The organism is Enterobacter cloacae complex sp. I3, assembly GCF_014896175.1.
GTDB lineage: Bacteria > Pseudomonadota > Gammaproteobacteria > Enterobacterales > Enterobacteriaceae > Enterobacter > Enterobacter bugandensis.
On record NZ_JADBQZ010000009.1, the window covers coordinates 170,028 to 191,483 of the forward strand.

The window sequence follows — 21,456 nt, forward strand, 5'->3', positions numbered from 1 at the left end:
CCCTGTCTTATCTTATTTAAGTTACAAGTTTGTAATGCGGCGCCATTATGCGTCAGATTTATGACAGATTTATGAAAAACAGTACCACTATAAATGGCAAACTGTTGTTTTATTACAGCGGTTATTTTCCTCACCCTGACAGTTTATAATCGCCCGCATCGTTTTTCGCCACGGATCTCCTATGCGCATACTTCACACCTCGGACTGGCATCTGGGTCAAAATTTTTACAGCAAAAGCCGTGCGGCTGAACATGAAGCGTTCCTGAACTGGCTTCTGGAAACGGCCCAGGCGCACGAGGTGGATGCCATTATTGTGGCGGGTGACATCTTTGATACCGGTTCGCCGCCGAGCTATGCGCGTGAACTGTATAACCGCTTCGTGGTGAACCTGCAGCAGAACGGCTGTCATCTGGTGATTGTCGCCGGTAACCATGACTCCGTCGCCACGCTCAATGAATCCCGCGACATCCTGGCGTTTCTCAATACCACCGTGGTCGCCAGCGCCGGGCACGCGCCGCAGATCCTGAAAAAACGCGACGGGTCGCCGGGCGCGGTACTGTGTCCGATTCCCTTTTTACGTCCGCGCGACATCGTGCAAAGCCAGGCGGGACTGTCGGGCGCGGAAAAGCAGCAGCATTTATTGCAGGCCATCACCGACTACTATCACCAGCAGCACGCGGAAGCCTGTGCCCTGCGCGGTGAACAGGCCATTCCGGTCATTGCCACCGGGCACCTCACCACCGTCGGGGCCAGCAAAAGTGACGCGGTCCGCGAGATCTATATCGGTACGCTGGACGCCTTTCCGGCGCAAAACTTCCCGCCCGCGGACTACATCGCGCTCGGGCACATTCACCGCGCCCAGGTCATCGGCGGCTGCGAGCATATCCGCTACTGTGGCTCCCCTATTTCGCTCAGCTTCGATGAAACCGGAAAAGCCAAATCCGTGCATCTGGTGAGCTTTGATGAGGGCAAACTCAGCGCCGTCGAGACGCTGGAAGTGCCGGTCACCCAGCCGCTGGCGGTGCTGAAGGGCGATCTGGCTGCCATCACCGCCCAGCTTGAGCAGTGGCGCGGCGCTGAGCTTAACCCGCCCGTCTGGCTGGATATTGAAATCACCACCGATGACTACCTGCACGATATGCAGCGGAAAATTCAGGCGCTGACCGAAGAGTTGCCGGTTGAGGTGCTGCTGGTGCGCCGCAGCCGCGAGCAGCGCGAGAAAATTCTGCTCGGCGCCCAGCGCGAAACGCTTAGCGAACTGCGCGTTGAAGAGGTGTTCGAGCGCCGACTGTCGCAGGAAGAGATCGATGATGCGAAACGCGTCAGGCTCAACGAGCTGTTCAGCCATACTCTGCACGCCCTCAATGACGAGGAAGAAAACGCATGAAAATTCTGAGCCTGCGCCTGAAAAATCTCAACTCCCTCAAGGGCGAGTGGAAAATTGACTTCACCGCGGAGCCTTTTGCCAGCAACGGCCTGTTTGCCATTACTGGCGCAACCGGCGCGGGTAAAACCACCCTGCTCGATGCCATCTGCCTGGCGCTCTACCACGAAACCCCGCGCCTGAATAAGGTCTCTCAGGCGCAAAACGATCTGATGACGCGCGATACCGCCGAGTGCCTGGCGGAAGTGGAGTTTGAGGTGAAAGGCGTTGCCTATCGCGCATTCTGGAGTCAGAACCGGGCGCGCAACCAGCCGGACGGGAACTTGCAGGCACCGCGCGTGGAGCTGGCCCGCTGCGAGGATGGCAAGATTCTGGCCGATAAGGTGTCGGATAAACTGGAGCAAACCGCGGCGCTCACCGGGCTGGACTACGGCCGTTTTACCCGCTCAATGCTGCTCTCGCAGGGGCAGTTTGCGGCCTTCCTCAATGCCAAACCGGCCGACCGCGCAGAACTGCTGGAAGAACTCACCGGCACCGAAATCTACGGCCAGATTTCCGCGATGGTGTTTGAGAAACACAAAGCCGCCCGCAGCGTGCTGGAAAAATGCGAGGCGCAGGCGGCGGGTGTCGTGCTGCTCAGCGAAGAACAACAGCAGCAGTTGCAGCAAAGTTTGCAGGCACTTACTGACGAAGAGAAAACCCTGCTGGCCCAGCAGCAAAGCCAACAGAAAGATTTTCAGTGGCTTACGCGTCATGACGAGCTCGTGCGGGAGCAGCAGCGCGTTGCCGCCCTGCAGCAGCAGGCGCAACAGGCGCAGGCGAACGCGGCGCCGGAACTGGCAAAACTCCAGCTTGCCCAGCCCGCCGCCCAGCTTCGTCCGCTCTGGGAGCATCAGCAGGAGCAAACCGCACGTCTGACGCAAACCCAGCAGCGAATTAACGAAGTAAATACTCGCTTACAGACCAAAACCGCACTGCGCGCGCGGATCCGCAATACCGCCCTGCGTACCCATGAGCGGCTACAGGCCGAACTGACGGCGCTGGGACAGTGGCTGGCGGAGAATGAGCGTTATCGCCTGCTGGGCCAGGAAATTGCCGGCTGGCGCGCCCAGTTCTCACAGCTAAACCGTGACAAAAGTCAGCTCGTCGCGCTTGCTGCGCGGATGACTGAGCTACGTCAGAAGCTGGCTGAGATGCCGGAAAATACGCTGACGCTGACGGCGGATGAGGTCAGCGCGGCCATGGAGCAGCAGTCCCGGTCCCGCACGCTGCGCCAGCAGCTGACGTCGCTGCATGCCCGCTATCAGCCGCTGCAAAAGCGCCTGAGCCAGAACGGTGAAAGCGTGCAGAAAGCCCAGGCGGAGCAGAGCAAGCTCAATGAAACCCTGTCGCTGCGCCGCCAGCAGTACAAAGAGAAACACCAGCACTATCTGGACCTGAAAGCCCTGTGCGAACGCGAAGCGACGATTAAAAATCTGGAAAGCTATCGCTCACGGCTTGAGGCAGGCAAACCCTGCCCGCTGTGCGGCTCCCACGAGCATCCTGCCGTGGAGACCTACCGGTCGCTTGAGCTGACGGATAACCAGCGTCGCCGTGATGCGCTCGAAAAAGAGGTCGCCGCGCTTAAAGAGGAAGGCCTGCTGGTGCTGGGACAGGTTAATGCCCTGGCTCAACAGATCCAGCGTGAGACAGACGAAGCGCAGACGCTTTCTCAGGAAGAGCAAGCGCTCACTAAAGCATGGCTGGAGGCGTGCGCGTCTTTGAATATCGCATTGAATATTCAGGAGGATATCGCGCCATGGCTGAACGAGCAGGAACACTACGAGCGCCAGCTTTATCAGCTCAGCCAGCGTCTGACCCTGCAAAACCAGCTGAACGAGCAGGAAGCGCAGGAACGCCAGTATCAGCAGCAGCGCACCGCAACGCGCCAGGCGCTGGAACATACTCTTCTCGCGCTCTCGCTTAGCGTTCCCGAAGAGGGCAATGAGGCCGACTGGCTGCACGCCCGCGAAGCGGAATTTGCCCACTGGCAGGAGAAGCATACGCAGCACGGCGTGCTTCAGGAACGCATGAGCGCGCTGAAGCCGCTGCTCGACACGCTTCCGGCAACACACGGCGAAGAGGCTGAGCCGGCCATTCCTGATGACTGGCGCGACATCCACAATGAATGCGTGTCGCTGCAAAGCCAGCTCGCCGCCCTGCAGCAGCAGGAGTCGCTGGAGCGCGAGCGCCTGCAGCAATCGCAGACGCAGTTCACCGCGGCGCTCTCCGCAAGCTGTTTTGCCGATCGGGATGCGTTCCTTGCCGCGCTGCTGGATGACGATGCTATTCGCCGCCTCGAACAGCTGAAACAGTCGCTGGAAAACCAGCTACAGCAGGCCGCGGCCCTTTCCGGCCAGGCTAATCAGCAGCTGCAGGCGCACCTTGCGCTGCGCCCGGAAGAACTTGACGCGGATGCGTCTACCCTGCAAAGCCAGCTGCAGCAGCTGGCGCAACGGCTTCGTGAGAACACCACGCATCAGGGCGAGATCCGCCAGCAGCTTAAGCAGGACAGCGATAACCGCCAGCATCAGCAGGCGTTAATGCTGCAAATTGAAGAGGCCGCGCGCCAGGCCGACGACTGGGGCTATCTCAACGCGCTGATCGGCTCCAGCACCGGCGACAAGTTCCGCAAGTTCGCTCAGGGGCTGACGCTGGATAACCTGGTCTGGCTCGCAAACCAGCAGCTTAACCGCCTGCACGGCCGTTATCTCCTACAGCGTAAGGCCAGCGAGGCGCTGGAGCTGGAAGTGGTCGACACCTGGCAGGCCGATGCGGTGCGCGATACGCGCACGCTCTCCGGCGGCGAGAGCTTCCTGGTCAGCCTTGCGCTGGCGTTAGCGCTTTCTGACCTGGTCAGTCACAAAACGCGGATTGATTCCCTGTTCCTGGATGAGGGATTCGGCACGCTCGACAGTGAAACGCTGGATACCGCGCTGGATGCGCTCGACGCGCTGAACGCCACCGGGAAAACCATCGGGGTGATTAGCCACGTCGAGGCGATGAAAGAGCGCATTCCGGTGCAGATCAAGGTGAAGAAGATCAACGGACTGGGGTATAGCAGGCTGGACAGGGAGTTTGCGGTGGGGTGAGTGTTGGGTCGATTCGGTCTGGTGCCCTCACCCTGGCCCTCTAAACATCAAAAACGGCAACGCAAGTTGCCGTTTTGCGTTTACTCCGGCCATAACCACGCCGCGCCGCGCACGCCGCTGGAGTCGCCGTGGACGGCTTTGCGGATCGGGGTTTCGCACTCGCCGCCGAAGACCCACTGTTTCACCAGATTTGGTACCGTGGCGTACAGCCGGTCAACGTTGCTCATGCCACCGCCGAGCACAATCACGTCCGGATCGAGAATGTTCACTACGTGCGCCAGCGATTTCGCCAGACGCATTTCGTAGCGGCTGAGCGCCAGTTCGGCCACCGGATCCTGTTCTTCCACCAAACGCATAATCTCGTTCCCCTTGAGCGGCTGGCCGCTCAGGCGGTGGTAGTCGGTTGCAAAACCGGTGCCGGAGATAAACGTCTCGATACAGCCCTGCTTGCCGCAGTAGCACGGTACCTCGGCGCGGTATTTGAGTTCATCTTCATCCATCCACGGCAGCGGGTTGTGCCCCCACTCACCCGCCGTGCCGTTGCCGCCGATATGTGAACGTCCACCAAAGGCCACGCCCGCGCCGCAGCCGGTACCGATAATCACCGCAAACACGGTCTGCGCTCCTGCGGCTGCACCATCAACGGCCTCAGAGACCGCCAGGCAGTTAGCGTCATTCGCCAGACGCACTTCCCGGTTCAGACGCTGGCTCAAATCTTTATCAAACGGCTGACCGTTGAGCCAGGTGGAGTTGGCATTTTTCACCACACCCGTATAAGGCGAAATGGAGCCGGGGATCCCCATCCCGACCGTGCCCCTCTCGCCCGTCGCCTGCTCGGCCATATCAACCAGCCGGGCAATCGTCTCGATCGTCTGGTGATAATCATCGCGCGGCGTCGGCAGACGGTGGCGGAACAGCTGTTCCCCCTGCTCGCTTAATGCGATGACTTCTGTTTTGGTGCCGCCCAAATCAATCCCAATACGCACAAGACTCTCCTCATTATTTTGATTATCAACAGAGTAGAAGCACGCTTCCCGATTAGCAATGCAAGCGATGCGACAATTCGTTATCATGCCCGCTGATTTAACGACAAGGCCGTGGAAATTATCATGCTGTGGTTCAAAAATTTGATGGTTTACCGTCTCAGCCGCGACGTTTCGCTGCGCGCAGAAGAGATGGAAAAACAGTTAGCCGCTTATAGCTTTTCCCCTTGCGGTAGCCAGGATATGGCGAAAACCGGTTGGGTTCCGCCAATGGGTTCGCAAAGCGATGCACTGACCCACGCCAGCAGCACGGGTCAAATCATCGTCTGCGCCCGCAAAGAAGAGAAAATTCTGCCCACGCCGGTGGTTAAGCAGGCGCTTGAAGCAAAAATTTTCAAGCTGGAAGCCGAGCAGGGCCGCAAGCTGAAAAAAACCGAAAAAGATTCGCTGAAAGATGAAGTGCTGCACTCTCTGCTGCCGCGCGCCTTCAGCCGCTTCAGCCAGACGATGATGTGGATCGATACCGTTAACGGGCTGATCATGGTGGACTGCGCCAGCGCCAAAAAAGCGGAAGATACGCTGGCCCTGCTGCGTAAAAGCATCGGCTCTTTACCGGTCGTACCGCTGGCGCTGGAAACGCCGATTGAGCTGACCCTGACCGAGTGGGTCCGCAGCGGTACCGCGGCGCAAGGTTTCCAGATTCTGGACGAAGCCGAGCTGAAAGCCCTGCTGGAAGATGGCGGCGTGATCCGCGCGAAAAAGCAGGATCTGGTGAGCGACGAGATCGCCGTACACATTGAAGCGGGCAAAGTGGTCACCAAACTGGCGCTCGACTGGCAGCAGCGCATTCAGTTCGTGATGTGCGACGACGGTTCCGTGAAGCGTCTGAAGTTCTGCGACGAGCTGCGCGATCAAAACGAAGATATCGACCGGGAAGATTACGCCCAGCGCTTTGACGCGGACTTTATCCTGATGACCGGCGAACTGGCCGCGTTAATTCAGAATCTGGTGGAAGGTCTCGGCGGCGAAGCGCAGAGATAATTTCCCCTCACCCTGATCCTCTCCCCAAAGGGGAGAGGAAAGAAGATTATTTCAGGTAGCGGCACAGATAAGAGGTCGGTTCAGCGACCTGCAAATGAAATTCGCTGTGGCCAGGGACGTTGAAAACTTGCCCGGCAGCGTAAACTTTCCATTCCGTTTCACCCGGCAGTAAGACGTTCAGCGCGCCGCTGACCACCGTCATCTCTTCCGCTTCCGCCGTGCCAAAGGTGTATTCCCCTTCAGCCATAACGCCCACACTGGCGCGGCCAGTGCTGCTGCTGGTAAAACCGATGGATTTCACTTTACCGGAAAAGTATTCGTTACTTTGAAGCATGAACTGGCCCTTATATTCAGAGATAAAAATTCACTATAGGGGCCATGCTCATCACCTGTCACGCAAAATCATTACGTCAGAAGTTCTGAAGCCAGGCGAGCCATCAGAACGTTGGATAACAGCACCGGCACGTCCAGCGCCTTTTGCAGTAAATCCCGGTGATGCTGGTGAAAACCAAGACAGTCCAGAATCAATACATCCGCCCCTCTCTCCAGCAGCTCCTTCCCGGCAGCAATGAGTTTAGCCTCGCTGTCCCAGAAGGGGTTTGCCAGCGCATACAGGGGCGTTTTTTCGAGCACGTGCCACTTTGCTTCCTGGTTGTCCATAAGCTCCTCGATGGGCACAATGACCCCCACCTGATGCCCGTCAACAATGGAGGCTACCAGCGGAGGAATAATGCGCATCGGCTCAAGCAAAATCGCATTGCGCGCGATGAGCCCCTTAATGGGGGCGGTGCTCATCAGCAAAATAACGTCATATTGCTGATTATCGAGTACTTCTATTACTGCCTGCAGCGAACGCTCAATTTTCTGCCGAGAAACATGCGCCAGTTTACCGTCGCTTAATAACGTCGCCAGGGGATCCTCCCCCGCCTCTACAGCGTAGTCTTCCATGACCTCTTCCCGGCTCATCTTACCCAGCAGGCTGAGATGCGTGATCTGTTGTTCAGATACATGCTCGGTTAAGAGCGGTAACACTTCGCTTACAGGGACCACACCAATGGTGAGGATCGCCAACGTTGCCTTCATCTTCTTCGCCTTCCATCACTACAAAAACGTAAACACAGGTACAGGCTCTCTACGCTGTACAGTTCGTTTTTTCAACAAAACAGCACCAAGCGTAGCAGGCGATCTCTACCCCGAAATGTAAAGATCGCCTGCCGGTAACGGAGCTACCTGTAATAACTAAATATTAACTCCTGCTTAACATTTGCGATGAGTAAAAAGTGTGATTCAGGCACGGTATTGGAGCGTTTAGGAAAACATTCACGACTTTTCTGGATCTTCGTAGCGCCGTTTGGCATCCAGCGCTTCCTGTTCAGTCTCATGTTCACTGATCAGCGAGTCCGGTTTGGGGTGATCGGCACGCAGCTGGTACCAGATGACGGTCTGGTCGCCATTGCCTTTTTCAACGGTAACAATACGTGCTTCGCGCGGATAGGGAGGTCTGGTTGGCATAGCTCATCCTTTTTTTATGTCTGAGCTATCAGTATAGACGGCGGTTAGCTGGCACACGCCAGACGCAGGGCGGTAATAATCTGAATTACCACATCTTCCGGGGCCGCAGAGGCATCCACAACATGGTGTGCCGCTTCACGGTAGAGGGCATCACGCTCGGCCAGCACTTCGCTCACCTCTTCGCTGAGCGGTCGTGACGTTAGCGCCGGGCGTTGTCCCTCTTCAGGAAATGCTTCAAGTCGCCCTACCAGAGCCGCCACCGGCGCGCAGAGATAGATCACAATGCCTTTTTCGCGCATAAAGTGACGATTACATTCGGCCAGAACAATACCGCCTCCCGTCGCAATGACGGCTGACGGCGTGGTGACCGCTTTCAGCGCGGCCGTTTCGCGGGCGCGAAAGCTTTCCCATCCCTCTTGCTCCACGATGTCTGCGATGGTTTTGCCGGCCTCGGTCTGCAGCCAGTGGTCGGTATCAACAAACTGACGATGACATGCGCGTGCCAGTTCCACACCAACGGTGGTTTTCCCACAGCCGCGGGGGCCAACTAAAAAGATGGGTTGGGTCATAGCCAGGTGTTCCCCTTGATGCCGAATGGCTGAAGAGTGTAAAGAAATAATTGCAGAAGATGTGTCGAATACTTTACTGCAAAGCGGTACGGGATGACAACCCTGTGGAGGCCACACTGTACCACATATTGACAATAATTATCATTACGCCGTACGGCGCTTCACTTCCAGCAGCCATTTATCCAGTTCGGCAGCAAACTGCTGGCGATCGCGCTGGGACAGGCTATCCGGTCCACCGGTCTGCACGCCGCTGGCCCGCATCGTATCCATAAAATCACGCATAGTGAGTTTTTCCCGGATGGTTGAAGGCGAATAACGTTCGCCGCGCGGATTGAGCGCCGCCGCCCCTTTCTCCAGCACTTCCGCCGCCAGCGGAATATCGGCGGTGATGACCAGATCTTCCGCGCTGCACAGACGAACAATTTCATTATCCGCCACGTCGAACCCGGCCGGCACGCGGAGGGAGCGAATGAACCGCGAAGGCGGGACGCGAATATTCTGGTTCGCCACCAGCGTCAGCGGCATCTGAACGCGCTCGGCGGCGCGGAATAAAATCTCTTTAATCACATTCGGACACGCGTCCGCATCAACCCAAATCGCCATGTTGTCTCCCCATAATGACTCTGCCGACTATTGTCGCCTGCATTTCGTTGTTAAGCTATCAATCAGAGAAAACAACGCATAATGACGGAGAATCATGATGGACAAGAAAATCGGGTTTATCGGCTGCGGTAACATGGGCAAAGCCATCCTGGGCGGCCTGATCGCCAGCGGGCAGGTTCTGCCGGGTCAGATTTGGGTTTATACCCCGTCACCGGATAACGTCGCCGCGTTGCGCGATCAATACGGGATCAACGCCGCCGAAAGCGCGCAGGAGGTGGCCCAGGTTGCCGATATCGTCTTTGGTGCCGTTAAGCCGAACATCATGATCAAAGTGTTAAGCGACATCACCTCCAGCCTGAATAAAGAGACGCTGGTCGTGTCGATTGCCGCAGGCGTGACGCTCGATCAGCTGGCGCGCGCGCTGGGCCACGATCGTAAAATCGTCCGCGCGATGCCGAATACCCCCTCACTGGTCAACGCCGGTATGACCTCCGTCACCCCTAACGCGCTGGTGACTTCAGAAGAGGTGGCGGACGTGCTAAACATTTTCCGCTGCTTCGGCGAGGCGGAAGTGATTGCAGAATCCATGATCCATCCAGTGGTCGGCGTGAGCGGTTCAGCCCCCGCGTACGTTTTCATGTTTTTAGAAGCGATGGCGGACGCCGCCGTGCTTGGCGGTATGCCGCGCGCGCAGGCGTATAAATTCGCCGCGCAGGCAGTGATGGGCTCCGCCAAAATGGTGCTGGAGACCGGTAAACACCCGGGTGAACTGAAGGATATGGTCTGCTCCCCGGCCGGTACCACCATCGAAGCGGTGCGGGTGCTGGAAGAACGCGGGTTCCGTTCTGCGGTTATCGAAGCGATGGCAAAATGCATGGAAAAGTCAGAGAAGCTGAGTAAATCCTGATGTCTGGCCGGGCGTCAGGCGGCCACTTCGGTGCGGCCGCGCCCGGCATTTTTCGCCTTATACAGCGCCACATCTGCCGCCTTCAACCATTCCCGATAGTGTACAAACTGCGGCCCCCAGGGGGCCACGCCCACGCTGATGCGCAGAGGCTCCTTCGGCGCGCACGGTAACGACAGCGTTTCCAGCCGCGCGTGAACCCGCGACATGACGGCGATGGCGCTTTCAGCGGCCGTCTGGGACATAATCACCGCGAACTCATCCCCGCCAAACCGGCCTATCGCATCGCCTGACCGTACCGACATCTGAAGCTGGCGGGTAATGGCCACGATGGCCTTGTCGCCAGCGTCGTGCCCCCAGGTATCGTTGATGTTTTTAAAGTGGTCGATATCAATCAGCAATATCGTGGCGGTGCAGTGGCTCCGGCGACAGTACTCAAATTCATTGCGCAGCAGCATTTCCCAATGTCGGCGGTTAAAGACCCCGGTCATACCGTCACGGGTGCTCATCATTTCCAGCCGCCGCTTATGTTCCGCCAGCCTGACGGCCGTTCGATGGCTAAGCCAGGCAAACAGCATGGGATAAAGCATAAGGACAGGAAGCGTTAAGCCCCACTCCAGCGCCCCCGGATTAAAGGGCTGCGCTCTGCCAGCAAGCGGTAACGTAAGCAGCGCAGTAAGCAGGGTGAGCACGATCCCCGCGATAAAAAGGCGGCAGCCGCCAGAGCCCATCATATTCATCCCCACCATCATCACCAGCGCCGCAGTGGGTAATACATACATCCCCATCACGCCGATCCAGACCCCGGCGATAACGGCATCCATCTTGAGGTTAAAAATTTCCTGCTGATGAGGTGAAGCGGCGCGGCAGGATAACTGCCAGGCAAAGTGCGGCCAGATGAATGCCCACCCCACCAGCAACAACCACCAGCCGCCGGGTAAAAAATGGCTGACCAGAATTTCCGCCACCGGGACAAACATCGCCGCCAGCCCGACAACGCGCGCCAGCCGGGCTCGCCTGGCAAACTGGGTGCCGGTACGGTGAGGGTCATCCTGAGAAGGGGTTAAACTCCACTCTTCCCGAATGCGCTTTTTGTAGTAATAAATGTCATCATTCATCATTTTTGGGAATATTCTGAAACATTTTCCCAAATTATAGAGAGGGGGACTGCGGGGAAAGTATGAAATTTCGGGTGAGCCGCCGGAGCCGCTCACCCGTTAGAACTACACTTTTTTCTTCAGGCAGGCACTCATGAACTTGCTGCGATCGTCGCCCTTGAGGGACTGTTCGGTTGCTTTCGCATTACACTCGCGCATTTTTTGCTGCTGCGGCGTCAGGCTTTTTTCGCCGGGTTTCGCGGCGCCGTTTTTCAGGCAGTCGCTCATGTAGGTTTTACGTGCATCCCCCTTCAGACTCTGGGACGTCGCCTGTTGATTACAGGTGGTCATGCGTTGCTGTTGCGGCGTTAATGTTTTTTCTTCCGCGTTCGCCGAGGAGATCAGGAACAGGCCGGAGAGCAGAGTAACCAGTAATGTTGTTTTCATTGCACCATCCTTTTGTGAACATTCCCTGTAAGTCTGGTTCGTGACAGGAAAAAAACCACCCGGCAGATGTGATTTCGGCCGGGAATTTATCATTTCAGTTCCAGCACGCAGGAATTGACGGTATCAGCATAAATGGCAGGGGTAATTAACAGGGGATGTAACGCGCTAAAAAGCGCGCTCTGTTTCAATTTATTTTCTTCATGTACAAATACAAAAATAAAACAGAGCGACTCCAGGCATCCTGCATGACAATCCTATGACATGTCAGTAACGGCTTAACTGCGCGGATGCCTCAACAGCTTCTTTACGTATTGCTGCAGCAACTCGGCATCTTGTGGCGGAACCTGCGTATCGGGCCGCGCCTTATCCAGCGCTCCTTCAATGCTTTCAATTAACGCCTGCTGATCCGATGTTGCCATCTGCCGCAGCAGCGCGGTGACAACTATTTCCAGCGCTTCGACCTGGGCGACCAGCTCTTTCGACTCCTCTTCCTTTTGTGCAAGCTTAACCAGCAACTCAGCAATGAGATTTTTCATCGTGCTATTTCCTTATGGGATTTCCTCTGAAATTAACACCAGGAATGAAATATGCAAAGCGGAGAAAAGTATTATCTTATGCAAAAGTGACATTGCCGCCAAATTAGCGCAGCGATTTTTTCAGCGAAACGTTTTTCTATAAAAAACGCCGCATTTTGTTATATAAAAATGCGGCTACCATAAGAATATATAATACATCTGCAAAAAGGTTATTTCGCTGATTTCGCTTCCGCTATTTGTCTGCGGCGACGCAGGGCAATAGCCAGCTGGATAATATTGATTAAAACGACAATCGCCGTCGCGGCAAATACCCAGCGAAAACCCGCCATTGCAGAAACGGACGCACCAATAAGCGGACCGGCGACGTTGCCTAAATACATAAACGACTGGTTATAGCCAAAAATACGCCCCGTGACCTGGTCGCTGGAATATTTGACCAGCAATGTCTGTACGGCGGGCAACATAGCGCCATCCGCAAAGCCGAGTAAAAACCGCAGCACGCCCAGCTGAAGCGGAGAGGTAACAAACGACATGGCGAAAAAGAGCACCACCGCAAAAATCAGCGTCGCCATCAGGATGCGCGCCGTGCCGATCCTGTCGCCCAGTTTTCCCAGACGCGGGGCAGAGATCAGCGCGGAGACGCCCGGCACGGCGGCAATCATGCCGCTGAGAAAGGCGATATTGTTGCTGTCCGGCTCCATCGACTTGATAAACAGCGCCAGAATCGGGCCGACCGAACCGTTGCAGAGCTGGATCACCATGGTGGTGACAAACAGGCTAATTACGAGTCCCGGGTATGGCAGCGAGGCGAAGACGGCCTTGCCGCTCAGGCGCTCAGATTTACTGATAACGGGGCGGCCCCCCTCTTTGATAAGAAAGAGCGTAACCAGAAAGCTGATCACCAGCAGGATTGCGGTGATGATGAATACCGCGCGCAGACCGACATGGTCAGCCAGAAAGCCTCCCAGCAGCGGGCCGCCGATAACGCCGCTGATCTGGGCGGTGGAGAGCGTACTCAGCGCCCAGCCGCTGCGCTCGCGCGGCACTTGAGAGGCAACCAGCGCCATGGCGTTGGGAATATACCCGGACGTCAGCCCCATCACCGCCCGCAGGAAAAACAGCTGCCAGACGTTGGTGGCGAAGGCCTGGAGCAGAATAGCAATCGCCATCCCGAGGGAGGCGCGCAGCAGCATCAGCTTGCGCCCTTTCCTATCCGCCAGACTGCCCCACATCGGTGACACAATGGCGGAGACCAGAAACGTGACGCTGAACGTCAGCCCGGACCACATGGACAGCGCTTCGTGGGAGCTGACCCCCAGCTGTGACACGTACAGCGGCAGGAACGGCAGGATCTGGCTGATGGCAAGCCCGGTGAAGAAGCAGCCGAACCAGACCGAGATGAGATTAACTTTCCAGGATTCCATACAGAAATAGTCTTCATTTTTAGGCGAATTCGCCGTCAGATTAGCAAGTTACGCGCCTTAACGTCGCACCAGAGATGCGGCCTCGCTGACTTTGGTGTTTTATCTTCCCAGTCATCATATTTGTGAAATAAGTCACAATTCATCCATTTTCTGGCGGAAGATTATGCTTCAGCGGCAGAGACCAAAGCCGCGCATTCCCAGATGAAAATGGCTGGCGTGCGCCGCGTTATATTCCGGCCCAAGACCGTTTCCGTAGTAACCGCAGCTTGCCGCCAGCAGAGCCTTCAGCCATGGCTGCATTTTTGCCGATTTCCAGCCGTTAAGTACCGTAACGCGCTCTCCGTTCGCCAGCCGAAAAGCGGCGATATCCAGCGCCTCTGCCGTGGCATGCTCGCTGCGCCGCGCATCGGGCCGGTGGTAGATATTGCGGCAGGCAAAGCTGCCGAGGTGCTCAATGCGCGTCAGTTCACTGCCGGTAAAGCGTTTAGTCAGGGGCCGGGCCTGCTGGCTGACAAACAGGGCTGAGCTGAGCGCCAGCGGACAGCTGGCAAGAAAACTGCCGTTCAGGCTCACCGGGCCAAAGTCACGCACGCGCACGACGTTGTTCAGCGGGCATTCCCCGCCGCTGTCAGCGACCGCCTGGGTGCGGATCAGTTTTTTTTGATTAGCCTGCGCTAACAGGCTCGCGCAGGCTTCGGGCGTTAAGTGCCGCAGCTTATACTGGGTAATGCGGCCAGGCGGGTCGTCCAGGTTCAGCGGCGTGAAAGGGTTGTAGTAAGACGGCAGCCAGCGATAGCCCGCCGTTGCGATTGCCCCAAGGATGAAAATGGTCAGCAGCGTTTTTCCTTTCACTCTCCCCCCTCACTGTTCCCCAAAACATTATGGCAGAAGGCCGCGAAACCCGCAGGGCATCGTGGTATGTTATTGGCTTTTCGTCAGACTGGAAGAGAGTGAGATGGCAAAGCAGCGCGTAGGTATTGTCTTTGGGGGAAAATCAGCGGAGCACGAGGTGTCATTGCAATCGGCTAAAAATATCGTCGATGCGATCGATAAAAGCCGTTTCGACGTGGTGCTGTTGGGCATTGATAAACAGGGCCAGTGGCATGTTAACGATGCCAGCCAGTATCTGCTGAATGCCCACGATCCGGCACACATCGCCCTTAATCCTTCGGAAATTAGCGTCGCCACCGTACCCGGCGTCGTGAAGGGTCAGCTCATCGACGCCGGCAACGCGCAGGCTCTCGCCCAGATCGACGTGGTCTTCCCCATCGTGCACGGCACCCTCGGCGAAGACGGTTCCCTGCAGGGAATGTTACGCATGGCCAACCTGCCGTTTGTGGGCTCGGACGTGCTGGGCTCCGCCGCCTGCATGGACAAAGACGTCACCAAACGCCTGCTGCGCGATGCCGGGCTGAATATCGCGCCGTTCGTGACGCTCACCCGGGCCAACCGCGACAAGCACGGCTTCGCGCAAATTAGCGCTGAACTGGGTCTGCCGCTGTTTGTGAAGCCGGCCAACCAGGGCTCCTCCGTGGGCGTCAGCAAAGTCACCACCGAAGCAGAGTTCACGCAAGCCGTCCGTCTGGCATTCGAGTTCGACCATAAAGTGGTGGTTGAGCAGGGGATCAAAGGCCGCGAAATTGAGTGCGCGGTGCTGGGCAACGATTTCCCACAGGCCAGCACCTGCGGTGAAGTGGTCTTAAACAGCGACTTCTACTCGTACGACACCAAATACATTGATGATAAAGGCGCCCAGGTTGTTGTTCCTGCGGATATCGATCCGGCCATCAACGATAAGATCCGGGCGATCGCCATTCAGGCCTATCAGACGCTCGGCTGCAGCGGCATGGCGCGCGTGGACGTGTTCCTGACGCCGGAGAACGAGGTGGTGATCAATGAAATCAACACGCTGCCGGGTTTCACCAATATCAGCATGTATCCAAAACTGTGGCAGGCCAGCGGGCTTGGCTACTCTGAGCTGATCACCCGCCTGATCGAGCTGGCGCTGGAGCGTCATGCCGCAGACAGCGCCCTGAAAAGTTCCGTTAACGGCTAATCGGCACCCTTAGCCGTCTCCTCCGCTGTCGTCTCTTCCGGACGGCGGCGAATTATCAGCCCTGCCAGCCAGAAACTGATTACCCAGGTCACCAGGCCCACGGCATAGGTTTGCCAGCCTTTCGCTTCAAATCCCAACAGCCCCACGACGCCGTTAAGAATAAAGATCAGCCCGATAGCAAAGGCGTAGTAGTGCCAGTCACGGCGAAGTTTGGACGTGAGTTTCATAACAACTCCGGCAGGAAAAAAAGACATCCTCTCACAGTTTCACCGCCAGGTCTGTGGCAGATGCGGAAATTCTGAAATGCGGTGCAGTTTCATTTAAGTTAACAAATTGTGACATGCTGCAGAAATCAACAATCCAGGAGAAATCCTGAGCGAAAATTACCACGATTCTGATATTGACAAATGCGATGACCTGTCAAACTCACCCCGTAAGACGCGTATTAAAACAGAGTGATATTTCGGGAGGTCAACATGGCTGACTTTACATTGTCGAAACCGATTTTTGGCGGCAAACCAAAAACCTCCACGGCGGGTAATATCGCGTATGCCCTGTTTGTCCTGTTCTGCTTCTGGGCTGGCTCCCAGCTGCTTAATATGCTGGTGCACGCGCCGGGCGTTTATGAACACCTGATGCAGGTGCAGGATAACGGACGCCCGCGAGTTGAAATCGGGTTTGGCGTGAGCACGCTGTTTGGCCTCGTTCCCTTCCTCGCGGGGTGTATGATTTTAGGCGTTGTCGCGCTCGTCCTGCGCTTTCGTCGTCGCCATTAAAGCCCCATACAGCGAGCCCGGCGATCGTCCACGCGTTTTGCGAACCATGCGGTGGTCAGGTTACGCGTGATCTTCGGGCTTTCCAGTTGAATTCCCGGCAGAATTGCCCTCGGCAACGTTTTCCCATTCTTCTTTTCGGCAAGCGCAAACACTTTCTTGTAGAGATCCGTTTTCTCAAATGCCAGGCTGTCGCCTTTCTCAAGCTGACGGCGAATGTCGCTGTTGCTCATATCAAGCGTTGTCGATAATTTCCGGATCGCCCGCTCGGTGCTTCCCGCCTCGCTGCTGCCGTAGGCGATAAGATCGCCGTCCAGCGCCAGCTTGACGCCGCTTGCGCGGCTAACCGCGCTCTGAAACGCCGCGTTACGGCTGGCATACCAGCCCGCGTTAAAGTCTGCAAAGCGGTACAAGGGCTCGCTGTAGTTCGCCGGATAGTTCAGCAGATGATACGTGCCGAACCACAGCCCGCCGCGCAGGGAGAAGACCTCCTGACGCACCGTACCGTCAATTTCCCACGGGTAGCCGTCGGTATGCTTCTCGGCAAACGCAATGCTCACCTGCATCGGGCCGCCGGTGTGAACCGGGTTCAGTGAGCCAAACAGTTTCTGCCCCATCGGCACCATGTTAATGAAATCATCAAAGATGGCGCTGAGCTGTTTTTCGGTTTTCACCGTGTCCAGCCGCTCGCTGTAGCTTTTGCCGTTTGGCGAAGTGATTTTCATCGCGGTATGCACGAGGAATACCGGGATATGCATCGATTCCGCGCGGCGGTCGATCTCTTTCCAGGCAATTTTGTTGAGACCCGGCACCACCGGGTCTGACTGGTACATCGACTCCTGCTGCGCCACCGCCAGCACCGAGCAGATATTCTCCTCGGTTGGGGCAATCTTCTGGCTTTCAAAGGTTTTTGCCAGCGCATCCGCCCACGCATTGCGATCCTTCACACTGGCGGGCATTTTTTGCCGCACAACGCTTGCGACATCCACGGGCTTCTCGCCCTTTTTAAGCGGAGCAGCCCCTTTTTCGGCACAGCCCGCCAGAACGAGGGCAGCCAGCAAGGACAGCGGTAACGCACGCGGTACGGCAAAAGACATAGCAACTCCCTGTATTAGCTAAATGTGTTGGTGACTTCCTGCAGGTCCCGATCGTCCAACTCATGTTCAAAGCTGCGCAGACGTTTGTAGATGGACATCAGCTCCACCAGCGTGGTCCAGGAGTTGATCAGATACTGGAACGAGTTTCTGACCTGATCGAACACGTTGGTAATCTGGGTCAGTAAGCCCAGCGTGATTGTTCCCGCAACAATAGACGGGAACAACAGGAATAGTCCAAAAACAGTATCGACCTGCAAATAGAAAATACGGGCAATATTGAAATACATGTAGTGGAAATAGAGCCGGAAATAGTTGAAACGGACGTTGCGGAACAGCTCTTTTATCGTCGGGGGCGCAGCGCGCGTTGGGTCGTCCTCTCCGTAGACCAGCTCCTTACGATAGGCCGCTTCCACACGCTGATTCTTAAACTCTAAGCCCGGCAGCTTAATCCCGACGACGGCAAGCAGGCCTGTGCCCATAAGCGACCAAATCAGCGCCGGGATGAGCAGGCCGTACGGTAAATGTCCGACAATCGGCAATGCTGAAATATGCGGAGAAAGCGCGACCAGAATCGGTAAGAACGCAAACAGTTTCAGGATGGCATTAAGCAGGCTGACGCCCATATCCTCAAGCGTTGACGCAAAACGCATGGTGTCTTCCTGAACACGCTGAGCAGCACCTTCAATATGGCGCAGACGCTCCCAGTGGGTCATGTAGAATTCGTTCATCGCCGTACGCCAGCGGAAGACGTAATGGCTGACGAAGAAATTATTCAGCACCGCCACGGTGACAGCGATCATCGCAATGCCCATAAAAATTTTTAACTGATTATAAAGCTCGCCAATTGGCACCCTGTTAGGGGCGCTAAGCGCTTTCTGGATGAGATCGTAGAACGGGGCATACCACGCGTTAATGGCTACGCTCACTTCGACCAGAAACCAGGTGACAAAAATAATCAGCGACGTTCCGAGAATGGACCACGTCTGCCAGCGATGAGGGGAATAATTAAACCAGAACAGCGCAAACAGCCCGACGCACAGCGCGTAATAGGCATAAAACAGCAGATAGCTGAACGACCAGAAGCGCGCCGCGCTAATCGGCACCTCGCCTGTCGCCCCCACGATGCGCGTCAGCCATGCACCGCCGCCCGCCAGCCAGAACACGACTGCGATCAGTGCCCAAATAAATGCCGACAGGAAAAAAGGCCCCGGCTTTGGGAAAAAAGACTTAAACATGATACTTCCTTCTTGTTGTTATGGTTGTTGCTGTGCTCAACACATTACCACACGAATACCTTGCCCGAGCCGGACCCCGGCTCGGGCAAAAAGGTCAGACCCGTGGGTTGATTATTAGTTCGCTTTCCAGTTTTCGAGAATTGTTTCGGTGCGTTTCACCGCGACAGGGTTCGCTGGCGCAATGAAGTTTCGCCAGACGTCGTTGTGGTGGTGAATCAGGATCTGTGCTTCGGCAGCCGGGCGGTTGGCGGTGGTGTGGGCATCTTCCGCCACGGTGATGTGATAACCCCGGCTGACGCCATTCTTGACCGTGGCGTCAACGCAGTAATCGGTGGCGCAGCCGCAGATGACAAACTCGCGAATGCCCTGCTCGCGTAACAGCGCCTCAAGCCCGGTGTTATAGAAGGCATCGCAGGCGGTTTTGGTCACGTACAGCGCGCCAGCAGGTTGATGGAGTTCAGGCAGCAACGCAAACCCGTCACTTCCCTCTTCCAGCCCCCCGGCCTCGGCATGCTGAATAAAAATCACCGTGTCGGCAGCCTGCGTAAGCTGGTTGATCAGAGAGACACACGTCTCGCGCTGATGACGCGGGGTTTCAAACACCCCGTTCTGCATATCAACCACCATTACCACACGCTTTTCAGACATACCGTTCTCCGCAAGATTGAGTAACACTGGTGCCTATCATAAGCCCGATGTCACAAAATGGGAGAGCGCTCGCAGGGAAATTCTTCATATTTACCCATGGTTACGTTTTTCTCGCTATGGTTATGCTATTCGGGGCATTGCACGGTGCCGATTAGTAGTATAAATACCCATTACTTTCCTCATTCACTTCATGGATGCTTTTCGTTGAAACGTTGTCTGCTCTCTTTTGCCGCGCTGTGTGCGGTGAGCTTCTCCACCGCCCAGGCAGCCCAGCCGCTGACGGCGCCCGTTTTGGCTTCCGATATTGCCGATCGCTACGCGAACCTTATCTATTACGGCAGCGGCGCGACCGGGATGGCAATGGTGGTCATCGACGGCAACCAGCGCGTTTTCCGCAGCTTTGGTGAAACGCGTCCAGGTAATAACGTTCGTCCGCAGCTGGATTCCGTTGTGCGCGTCGCGTCCTTAACCAAGCTGATGACCAGCGAAATGCTGGTGAAGCTGCTCGACCAGGGCGTGGTAAAGCTCGACGATCCGCTCAGCAAATACGCCCCGCCGGGTGCCCGCGTGCCGACGTATCAGGGCACGCCAATTCGCCTGGTGAACCTCGCGACGCACACCAGCGCTCTGCCGCGCGAGCAGCCGGGCGGCGCGGCGCACCGCGACGTTTTTGTCTGGCCAACGCGCCAACAGCGCTGGAACTACCTGAGCACCGCCACGCTGAAATCCGCCCCGGGCTCGCAGGCCTCTTACTCGAACCTGGCGTTCGATCTGCTGGCGGATGCGCTTTCAACGGCGGCGGGCAAACCTTACCCGCAGCTTTTTGAAGAGCAGATCACGCGTCCGCTGGGCATGAAAGACACCACCTTTACCCCTTCCCCGGACCAGTGCAAACGCCTGATGGTGGCAGAGAAAGGCGCAAGCCCCTGTAACAACACGCTGGCGGCCGTGGGCAGCGGCGGGGTCTATTCCACCCCTGGCGACATGATGCGCTGGATGCAGCAGTTCCTTTCTTCGGATTTTTACTCTCGCAGCAGCCAGGCCGATCGTATGCAGACCCTTATCTATCAGCGTACTCAGCTGCATCGCGTCATCGGGATGGACGTGCCGGGTAAAGCCGATGCGCTCGGCCTGGGCTGGGTCTATATGGCACCGAAAAATGGCCGTCCGGGCATCATTCAGAAAACCGGCGGCGGCGGCGGATTCATTACCTACATGGCAATGATTCCGCAGTCCAACGTGGGCGCGTTTGTGGTGGTCACCCGTTCTCCGAACACGCGCTTCGTTAATATGAGTGACGGCATCAATAACCTGGTGGCCGAACTGAGCGCCAATAAAGCCCAGGTGCTTACTGCGTCTAACTGATCTTAATATTCCGTGGGCAAGCGGTTGATGCTGACCAGCTTGCCCCGGCTCATATTGATGTAGTTCCCCTGACGCAGCGCAGCCAGGACTTCTGCAACGACCGAACGTGAAATACGTGTGCTACGCTGAATATGATTCATAACGCCAATTTTTGAGCGCAGCGAGTCATCCCACTCGGCCATATTGATCAACATCGCCCGGATCTGACTATAAGAGTTATTTCCCACCAGCTGCAGGTCACGCTTGCCCAGAATATGGTTAATCCATGACACCCAGCAGAAAGCATCCTGCCAGAGATGATTTTGCTGAATAAGTTGACGCGTGGCAGAGGCCGGTAAATAAAACCCAGAACAGGTTGTGTGTGTCATCATGGAATATTCCAGATAACTATCATTTACCCATGCATTCAAACCATAGATAAAAGGTGCCTGCGCAATGCCCATCAGAAGTTCATCAGATTTACGATGGATAGCGGTAAGACCAGACTGTATTATAAAAGTAAATGGCTCATCATCATTATTGCCGGTTGTTATTAATTGCTGTGGTTCGATCTTAAAGGGGGTACCGGCGACTTCCAGACATTTTGCGAGCCGGCTTAATTCAGAAAGTGGTTTCGCATTAACGTTCATGCATACCTCAAAGCATCTGTAT

Annotated in this window: 23 protein-coding genes; 7 read left to right on the plus strand and 16 right to left on the minus strand. The window is 56.2% G+C overall.

The window, feature by feature from the left end:
- Window positions 1-181 precede the first annotated feature (181 nt).
- Both sbcD and sbcC read left to right on the plus strand, forming a co-directional pair.
- A complete protein-coding gene (gene sbcD / locus IM271_RS09195) occupies window positions 182-1,387 on the plus strand; it encodes an exonuclease subunit SbcD (RefSeq protein WP_193052481.1) in 1,206 nt (401 codons plus the stop codon).
- The gene (gene sbcC, locus IM271_RS09200; RefSeq protein WP_193052482.1) at window positions 1,384-4,515 is read left to right on the plus strand and encodes an exonuclease subunit SbcC; all 3,132 of its coding nucleotides are present in this window, start codon (window positions 1,384-1,386) and stop codon (window positions 4,513-4,515) included. Before sbcD ends, sbcC begins: the two co-directional genes overlap by 4 nt.
- An 80-nt stretch (window positions 4,516-4,595) precedes the next feature.
- Here sbcC and mak read toward each other — a convergent pair whose 3' ends face one another.
- Entirely contained in the window at window positions 4,596-5,501 is a 906-nt protein-coding gene (gene mak, locus IM271_RS09205) for a fructokinase (protein WP_045259882.1), read from the minus strand.
- A 123-nt stretch (window positions 5,502-5,624) separates the two neighbouring features.
- On the opposite strand from mak, the gene rdgC reads away from it, so the two are divergent.
- Window positions 5,625-6,539: a recombination-associated protein RdgC gene (rdgC, locus tag IM271_RS09210; protein WP_014882739.1), complete on the plus strand. Its 915-nt coding sequence runs from the start codon at window positions 5,625-5,627 to the stop codon at window positions 6,537-6,539.
- Between the two features lie 46 nt (window positions 6,540-6,585).
- On the opposite strand, the gene ppnP is transcribed toward rdgC, so the two are convergent.
- From ppnP to IM271_RS09235, 5 genes are all read right to left on the minus strand, one after another.
- Window positions 6,586-6,873 carry a pyrimidine/purine nucleoside phosphorylase gene (gene ppnP, locus IM271_RS09215; protein ID WP_008503270.1) on the minus strand — a complete coding sequence of 96 codons (288 nt, stop codon included), beginning with the start codon at window positions 6,871-6,873 and terminating at the stop codon, window positions 6,586-6,588.
- Between the two features lie 71 nt (window positions 6,874-6,944).
- Window positions 6,945-7,622, minus strand: coding sequence for an AroM family protein (locus tag IM271_RS09220; protein WP_028012129.1), 678 nt, complete (start codon window positions 7,620-7,622; stop codon window positions 6,945-6,947).
- Window positions 7,623-7,859: 237 nt separating this feature from the next.
- On the minus strand, window positions 7,860-8,051 hold the full coding sequence (gene yaiA / locus IM271_RS09225; RefSeq protein WP_028012128.1) for a protein YaiA: 192 nt from the start codon (window positions 8,049-8,051) through the stop codon (window positions 7,860-7,862).
- A 44-nt stretch (window positions 8,052-8,095) separates the two neighbouring features.
- Window positions 8,096-8,620, minus strand: coding sequence for a shikimate kinase AroL (gene aroL, locus IM271_RS09230; protein ID WP_028012127.1), 525 nt, complete (start codon window positions 8,618-8,620; stop codon window positions 8,096-8,098).
- 144 nt (window positions 8,621-8,764) lie between these two features.
- Window positions 8,765-9,223, minus strand: a complete 459-nt coding sequence (locus IM271_RS09235; protein ID WP_010428006.1) for a YaiI/YqxD family protein — start codon at window positions 9,221-9,223, stop codon at window positions 8,765-8,767.
- A gap of 97 nt (window positions 9,224-9,320) precedes the next feature.
- Here IM271_RS09235 and proC point away from each other — a divergent pair, with 97 nt between their 5' ends.
- Entirely contained in the window at window positions 9,321-10,130 is an 810-nt protein-coding gene (gene proC / locus IM271_RS09240; RefSeq protein ID WP_041911103.1) for a pyrroline-5-carboxylate reductase, read from the plus strand.
- A 14-nt stretch (window positions 10,131-10,144) separates the two neighbouring features.
- Here proC and adrA read toward each other — a convergent pair whose 3' ends face one another.
- From adrA to IM271_RS09265, 5 genes are all read right to left on the minus strand, one after another.
- On the minus strand, window positions 10,145-11,248 hold the full coding sequence (adrA, locus tag IM271_RS09245; RefSeq protein WP_193052483.1) for a diguanylate cyclase AdrA: 1,104 nt from the start codon (window positions 11,246-11,248) through the stop codon (window positions 10,145-10,147).
- A 102-nt stretch (window positions 11,249-11,350) separates the two neighbouring features.
- Window positions 11,351-11,671: a phosphate starvation-inducible protein PsiF gene (gene psiF, locus IM271_RS09250; RefSeq protein ID WP_041911105.1), complete on the minus strand. Its 321-nt coding sequence runs from the start codon at window positions 11,669-11,671 to the stop codon at window positions 11,351-11,353.
- Window positions 11,672-11,946: 275 nt separating this feature from the next.
- Window positions 11,947-12,207 (minus strand): anti-adapter protein IraP, encoded by a 261-nt coding sequence (gene iraP / locus IM271_RS09255; RefSeq protein WP_049001853.1) that lies wholly within the window; start codon window positions 12,205-12,207, stop codon window positions 11,947-11,949.
- A 209-nt stretch (window positions 12,208-12,416) separates the two neighbouring features.
- Window positions 12,417-13,631, minus strand: a complete 1,215-nt coding sequence (locus tag IM271_RS09260) for a multidrug efflux MFS transporter (RefSeq protein ID WP_041911106.1) — start codon at window positions 13,629-13,631, stop codon at window positions 12,417-12,419.
- 168 nt (window positions 13,632-13,799) lie between these two features.
- On the minus strand, window positions 13,800-14,483 hold the full coding sequence (locus IM271_RS09265) for an extensin family protein (RefSeq protein ID WP_193052484.1): 684 nt from the start codon (window positions 14,481-14,483) through the stop codon (window positions 13,800-13,802).
- A gap of 103 nt (window positions 14,484-14,586) precedes the next feature.
- Here IM271_RS09265 and ddlA point away from each other — a divergent pair, with 103 nt between their 5' ends.
- Complete coding sequence (gene ddlA / locus IM271_RS09270) at window positions 14,587-15,687, plus strand: D-alanine--D-alanine ligase (protein WP_193052485.1); 1,101 nt, start codon at window positions 14,587-14,589, stop codon at window positions 15,685-15,687.
- Here ddlA and IM271_RS09275 read toward each other — a convergent pair.
- Window positions 15,684-15,914, minus strand: a complete 231-nt coding sequence (locus tag IM271_RS09275; RefSeq protein WP_028012119.1) for a DUF2754 domain-containing protein — start codon at window positions 15,912-15,914, stop codon at window positions 15,684-15,686. The genes ddlA and IM271_RS09275 overlap by 4 nt on opposite strands.
- 249 nt (window positions 15,915-16,163) lie before the next feature.
- Here IM271_RS09275 and IM271_RS09280 point away from each other — a divergent pair, with 249 nt between their 5' ends.
- Window positions 16,164-16,463, plus strand: a complete 300-nt coding sequence (locus IM271_RS09280) for a DUF2755 family protein (RefSeq protein ID WP_014882725.1) — start codon at window positions 16,164-16,166, stop codon at window positions 16,461-16,463.
- Here IM271_RS09280 and IM271_RS09285 read toward each other — a convergent pair.
- The 3 genes from IM271_RS09285 to IM271_RS09295 all read right to left on the minus strand — a co-directional run bounded on the left by IM271_RS09285 (window position 16,460) and on the right by IM271_RS09295 (window position 19,440).
- Window positions 16,460-17,557: a DUF1615 domain-containing protein gene (locus IM271_RS09285; RefSeq protein ID WP_193052486.1), complete on the minus strand. Its 1,098-nt coding sequence runs from the start codon at window positions 17,555-17,557 to the stop codon at window positions 16,460-16,462. The two genes, IM271_RS09280 and IM271_RS09285, sit on opposite strands and share 4 nt — an antisense overlap.
- 14 nt (window positions 17,558-17,571) lie before the next feature.
- On the minus strand, window positions 17,572-18,792 hold the full coding sequence (sbmA, locus tag IM271_RS09290; RefSeq protein ID WP_028012117.1) for a peptide antibiotic transporter SbmA: 1,221 nt from the start codon (window positions 18,790-18,792) through the stop codon (window positions 17,572-17,574).
- 114 nt (window positions 18,793-18,906) lie between these two features.
- Entirely contained in the window at window positions 18,907-19,440 is a 534-nt protein-coding gene (locus IM271_RS09295) for an isochorismatase family protein (RefSeq protein ID WP_041911110.1), read from the minus strand.
- 204 nt (window positions 19,441-19,644) lie between these two features.
- Between IM271_RS09295 and ampH the strand changes: the two genes are divergently transcribed.
- Window positions 19,645-20,805: a D-alanyl-D-alanine-carboxypeptidase/endopeptidase AmpH gene (ampH, locus tag IM271_RS09300; protein WP_041911111.1), complete on the plus strand. Its 1,161-nt coding sequence runs from the start codon at window positions 19,645-19,647 to the stop codon at window positions 20,803-20,805.
- A gap of 2 nt (window positions 20,806-20,807) precedes the next feature.
- Here the strand turns inward: ampH and IM271_RS09305 are convergent, their stop codons facing one another.
- The gene (locus tag IM271_RS09305; protein ID WP_193052487.1) at window positions 20,808-21,434 is read right to left on the minus strand and encodes a helix-turn-helix domain-containing protein; all 627 of its coding nucleotides are present in this window, start codon (window positions 21,432-21,434) and stop codon (window positions 20,808-20,810) included.
- Window positions 21,435-21,456: the final 22 nt, after the last annotated feature.

Excerpts from the sequence above, each read along its gene's own strand:
- sbcD (WP_193052481.1), top strand. The coding sequence starts at position 182 with ATGCGCATACTTCACACCTCGGACTGGCATCTGGGTCAAAATTTTTAC.
- sbcC (WP_193052482.1), top strand. The coding sequence starts at position 1,384 with ATGAAAATTCTGAGCCTGCGCCTGAAAAATCTCAACTCCCTCAAGGGC.
- rdgC (WP_014882739.1), top strand. The coding sequence starts at position 5,625 with ATGCTGTGGTTCAAAAATTTGATGGTTTACCGTCTCAGCCGCGACGTT.
- ppnP (WP_008503270.1), bottom strand. The coding sequence starts at position 6,873 with ATGCTTCAAAGTAACGAATACTTTTCCGGTAAAGTGAAATCCATCGGT.
- IM271_RS09220 (WP_028012129.1), bottom strand. The coding sequence starts at position 7,622 with ATGAAGGCAACGTTGGCGATCCTCACCATTGGTGTGGTCCCTGTAAGC.
- yaiA (WP_028012128.1), bottom strand. The coding sequence starts at position 8,051 with ATGCCAACCAGACCTCCCTATCCGCGCGAAGCACGTATTGTTACCGTT.
- aroL (WP_028012127.1), bottom strand. The coding sequence starts at position 8,620 with ATGACCCAACCCATCTTTTTAGTTGGCCCCCGCGGCTGTGGGAAAACC.
- IM271_RS09235 (WP_010428006.1), bottom strand. The coding sequence starts at position 9,223 with ATGGCGATTTGGGTTGATGCGGACGCGTGTCCGAATGTGATTAAAGAG.
- proC (WP_041911103.1), top strand. The coding sequence starts at position 9,321 with ATGGACAAGAAAATCGGGTTTATCGGCTGCGGTAACATGGGCAAAGCC.
- adrA (WP_193052483.1), bottom strand. The coding sequence starts at position 11,248 with ATGATGAATGATGACATTTATTACTACAAAAAGCGCATTCGGGAAGAG.
- psiF (WP_041911105.1), bottom strand. The coding sequence starts at position 11,671 with ATGAAAACAACATTACTGGTTACTCTGCTCTCCGGCCTGTTCCTGATC.
- iraP (WP_049001853.1), bottom strand. The coding sequence starts at position 12,207 with ATGAAAAATCTCATTGCTGAGTTGCTGGTTAAGCTTGCACAAAAGGAA.
- IM271_RS09260 (WP_041911106.1), bottom strand. The coding sequence starts at position 13,631 with ATGGAATCCTGGAAAGTTAATCTCATCTCGGTCTGGTTCGGCTGCTTC.
- ddlA (WP_193052485.1), top strand. The coding sequence starts at position 14,587 with ATGGCAAAGCAGCGCGTAGGTATTGTCTTTGGGGGAAAATCAGCGGAG.
- IM271_RS09275 (WP_028012119.1), bottom strand. The coding sequence starts at position 15,914 with ATGAAACTCACGTCCAAACTTCGCCGTGACTGGCACTACTACGCCTTT.
- IM271_RS09280 (WP_014882725.1), top strand. The coding sequence starts at position 16,164 with ATGGCTGACTTTACATTGTCGAAACCGATTTTTGGCGGCAAACCAAAA.
- IM271_RS09285 (WP_193052486.1), bottom strand. The coding sequence starts at position 17,557 with ATGTCTTTTGCCGTACCGCGTGCGTTACCGCTGTCCTTGCTGGCTGCC.
- sbmA (WP_028012117.1), bottom strand. The coding sequence starts at position 18,792 with ATGTTTAAGTCTTTTTTCCCAAAGCCGGGGCCTTTTTTCCTGTCGGCA.
- IM271_RS09295 (WP_041911110.1), bottom strand. The coding sequence starts at position 19,440 with ATGTCTGAAAAGCGTGTGGTAATGGTGGTTGATATGCAGAACGGGGTG.
- IM271_RS09305 (WP_193052487.1), bottom strand. The coding sequence starts at position 21,434 with ATGAACGTTAATGCGAAACCACTTTCTGAATTAAGCCGGCTCGCAAAA.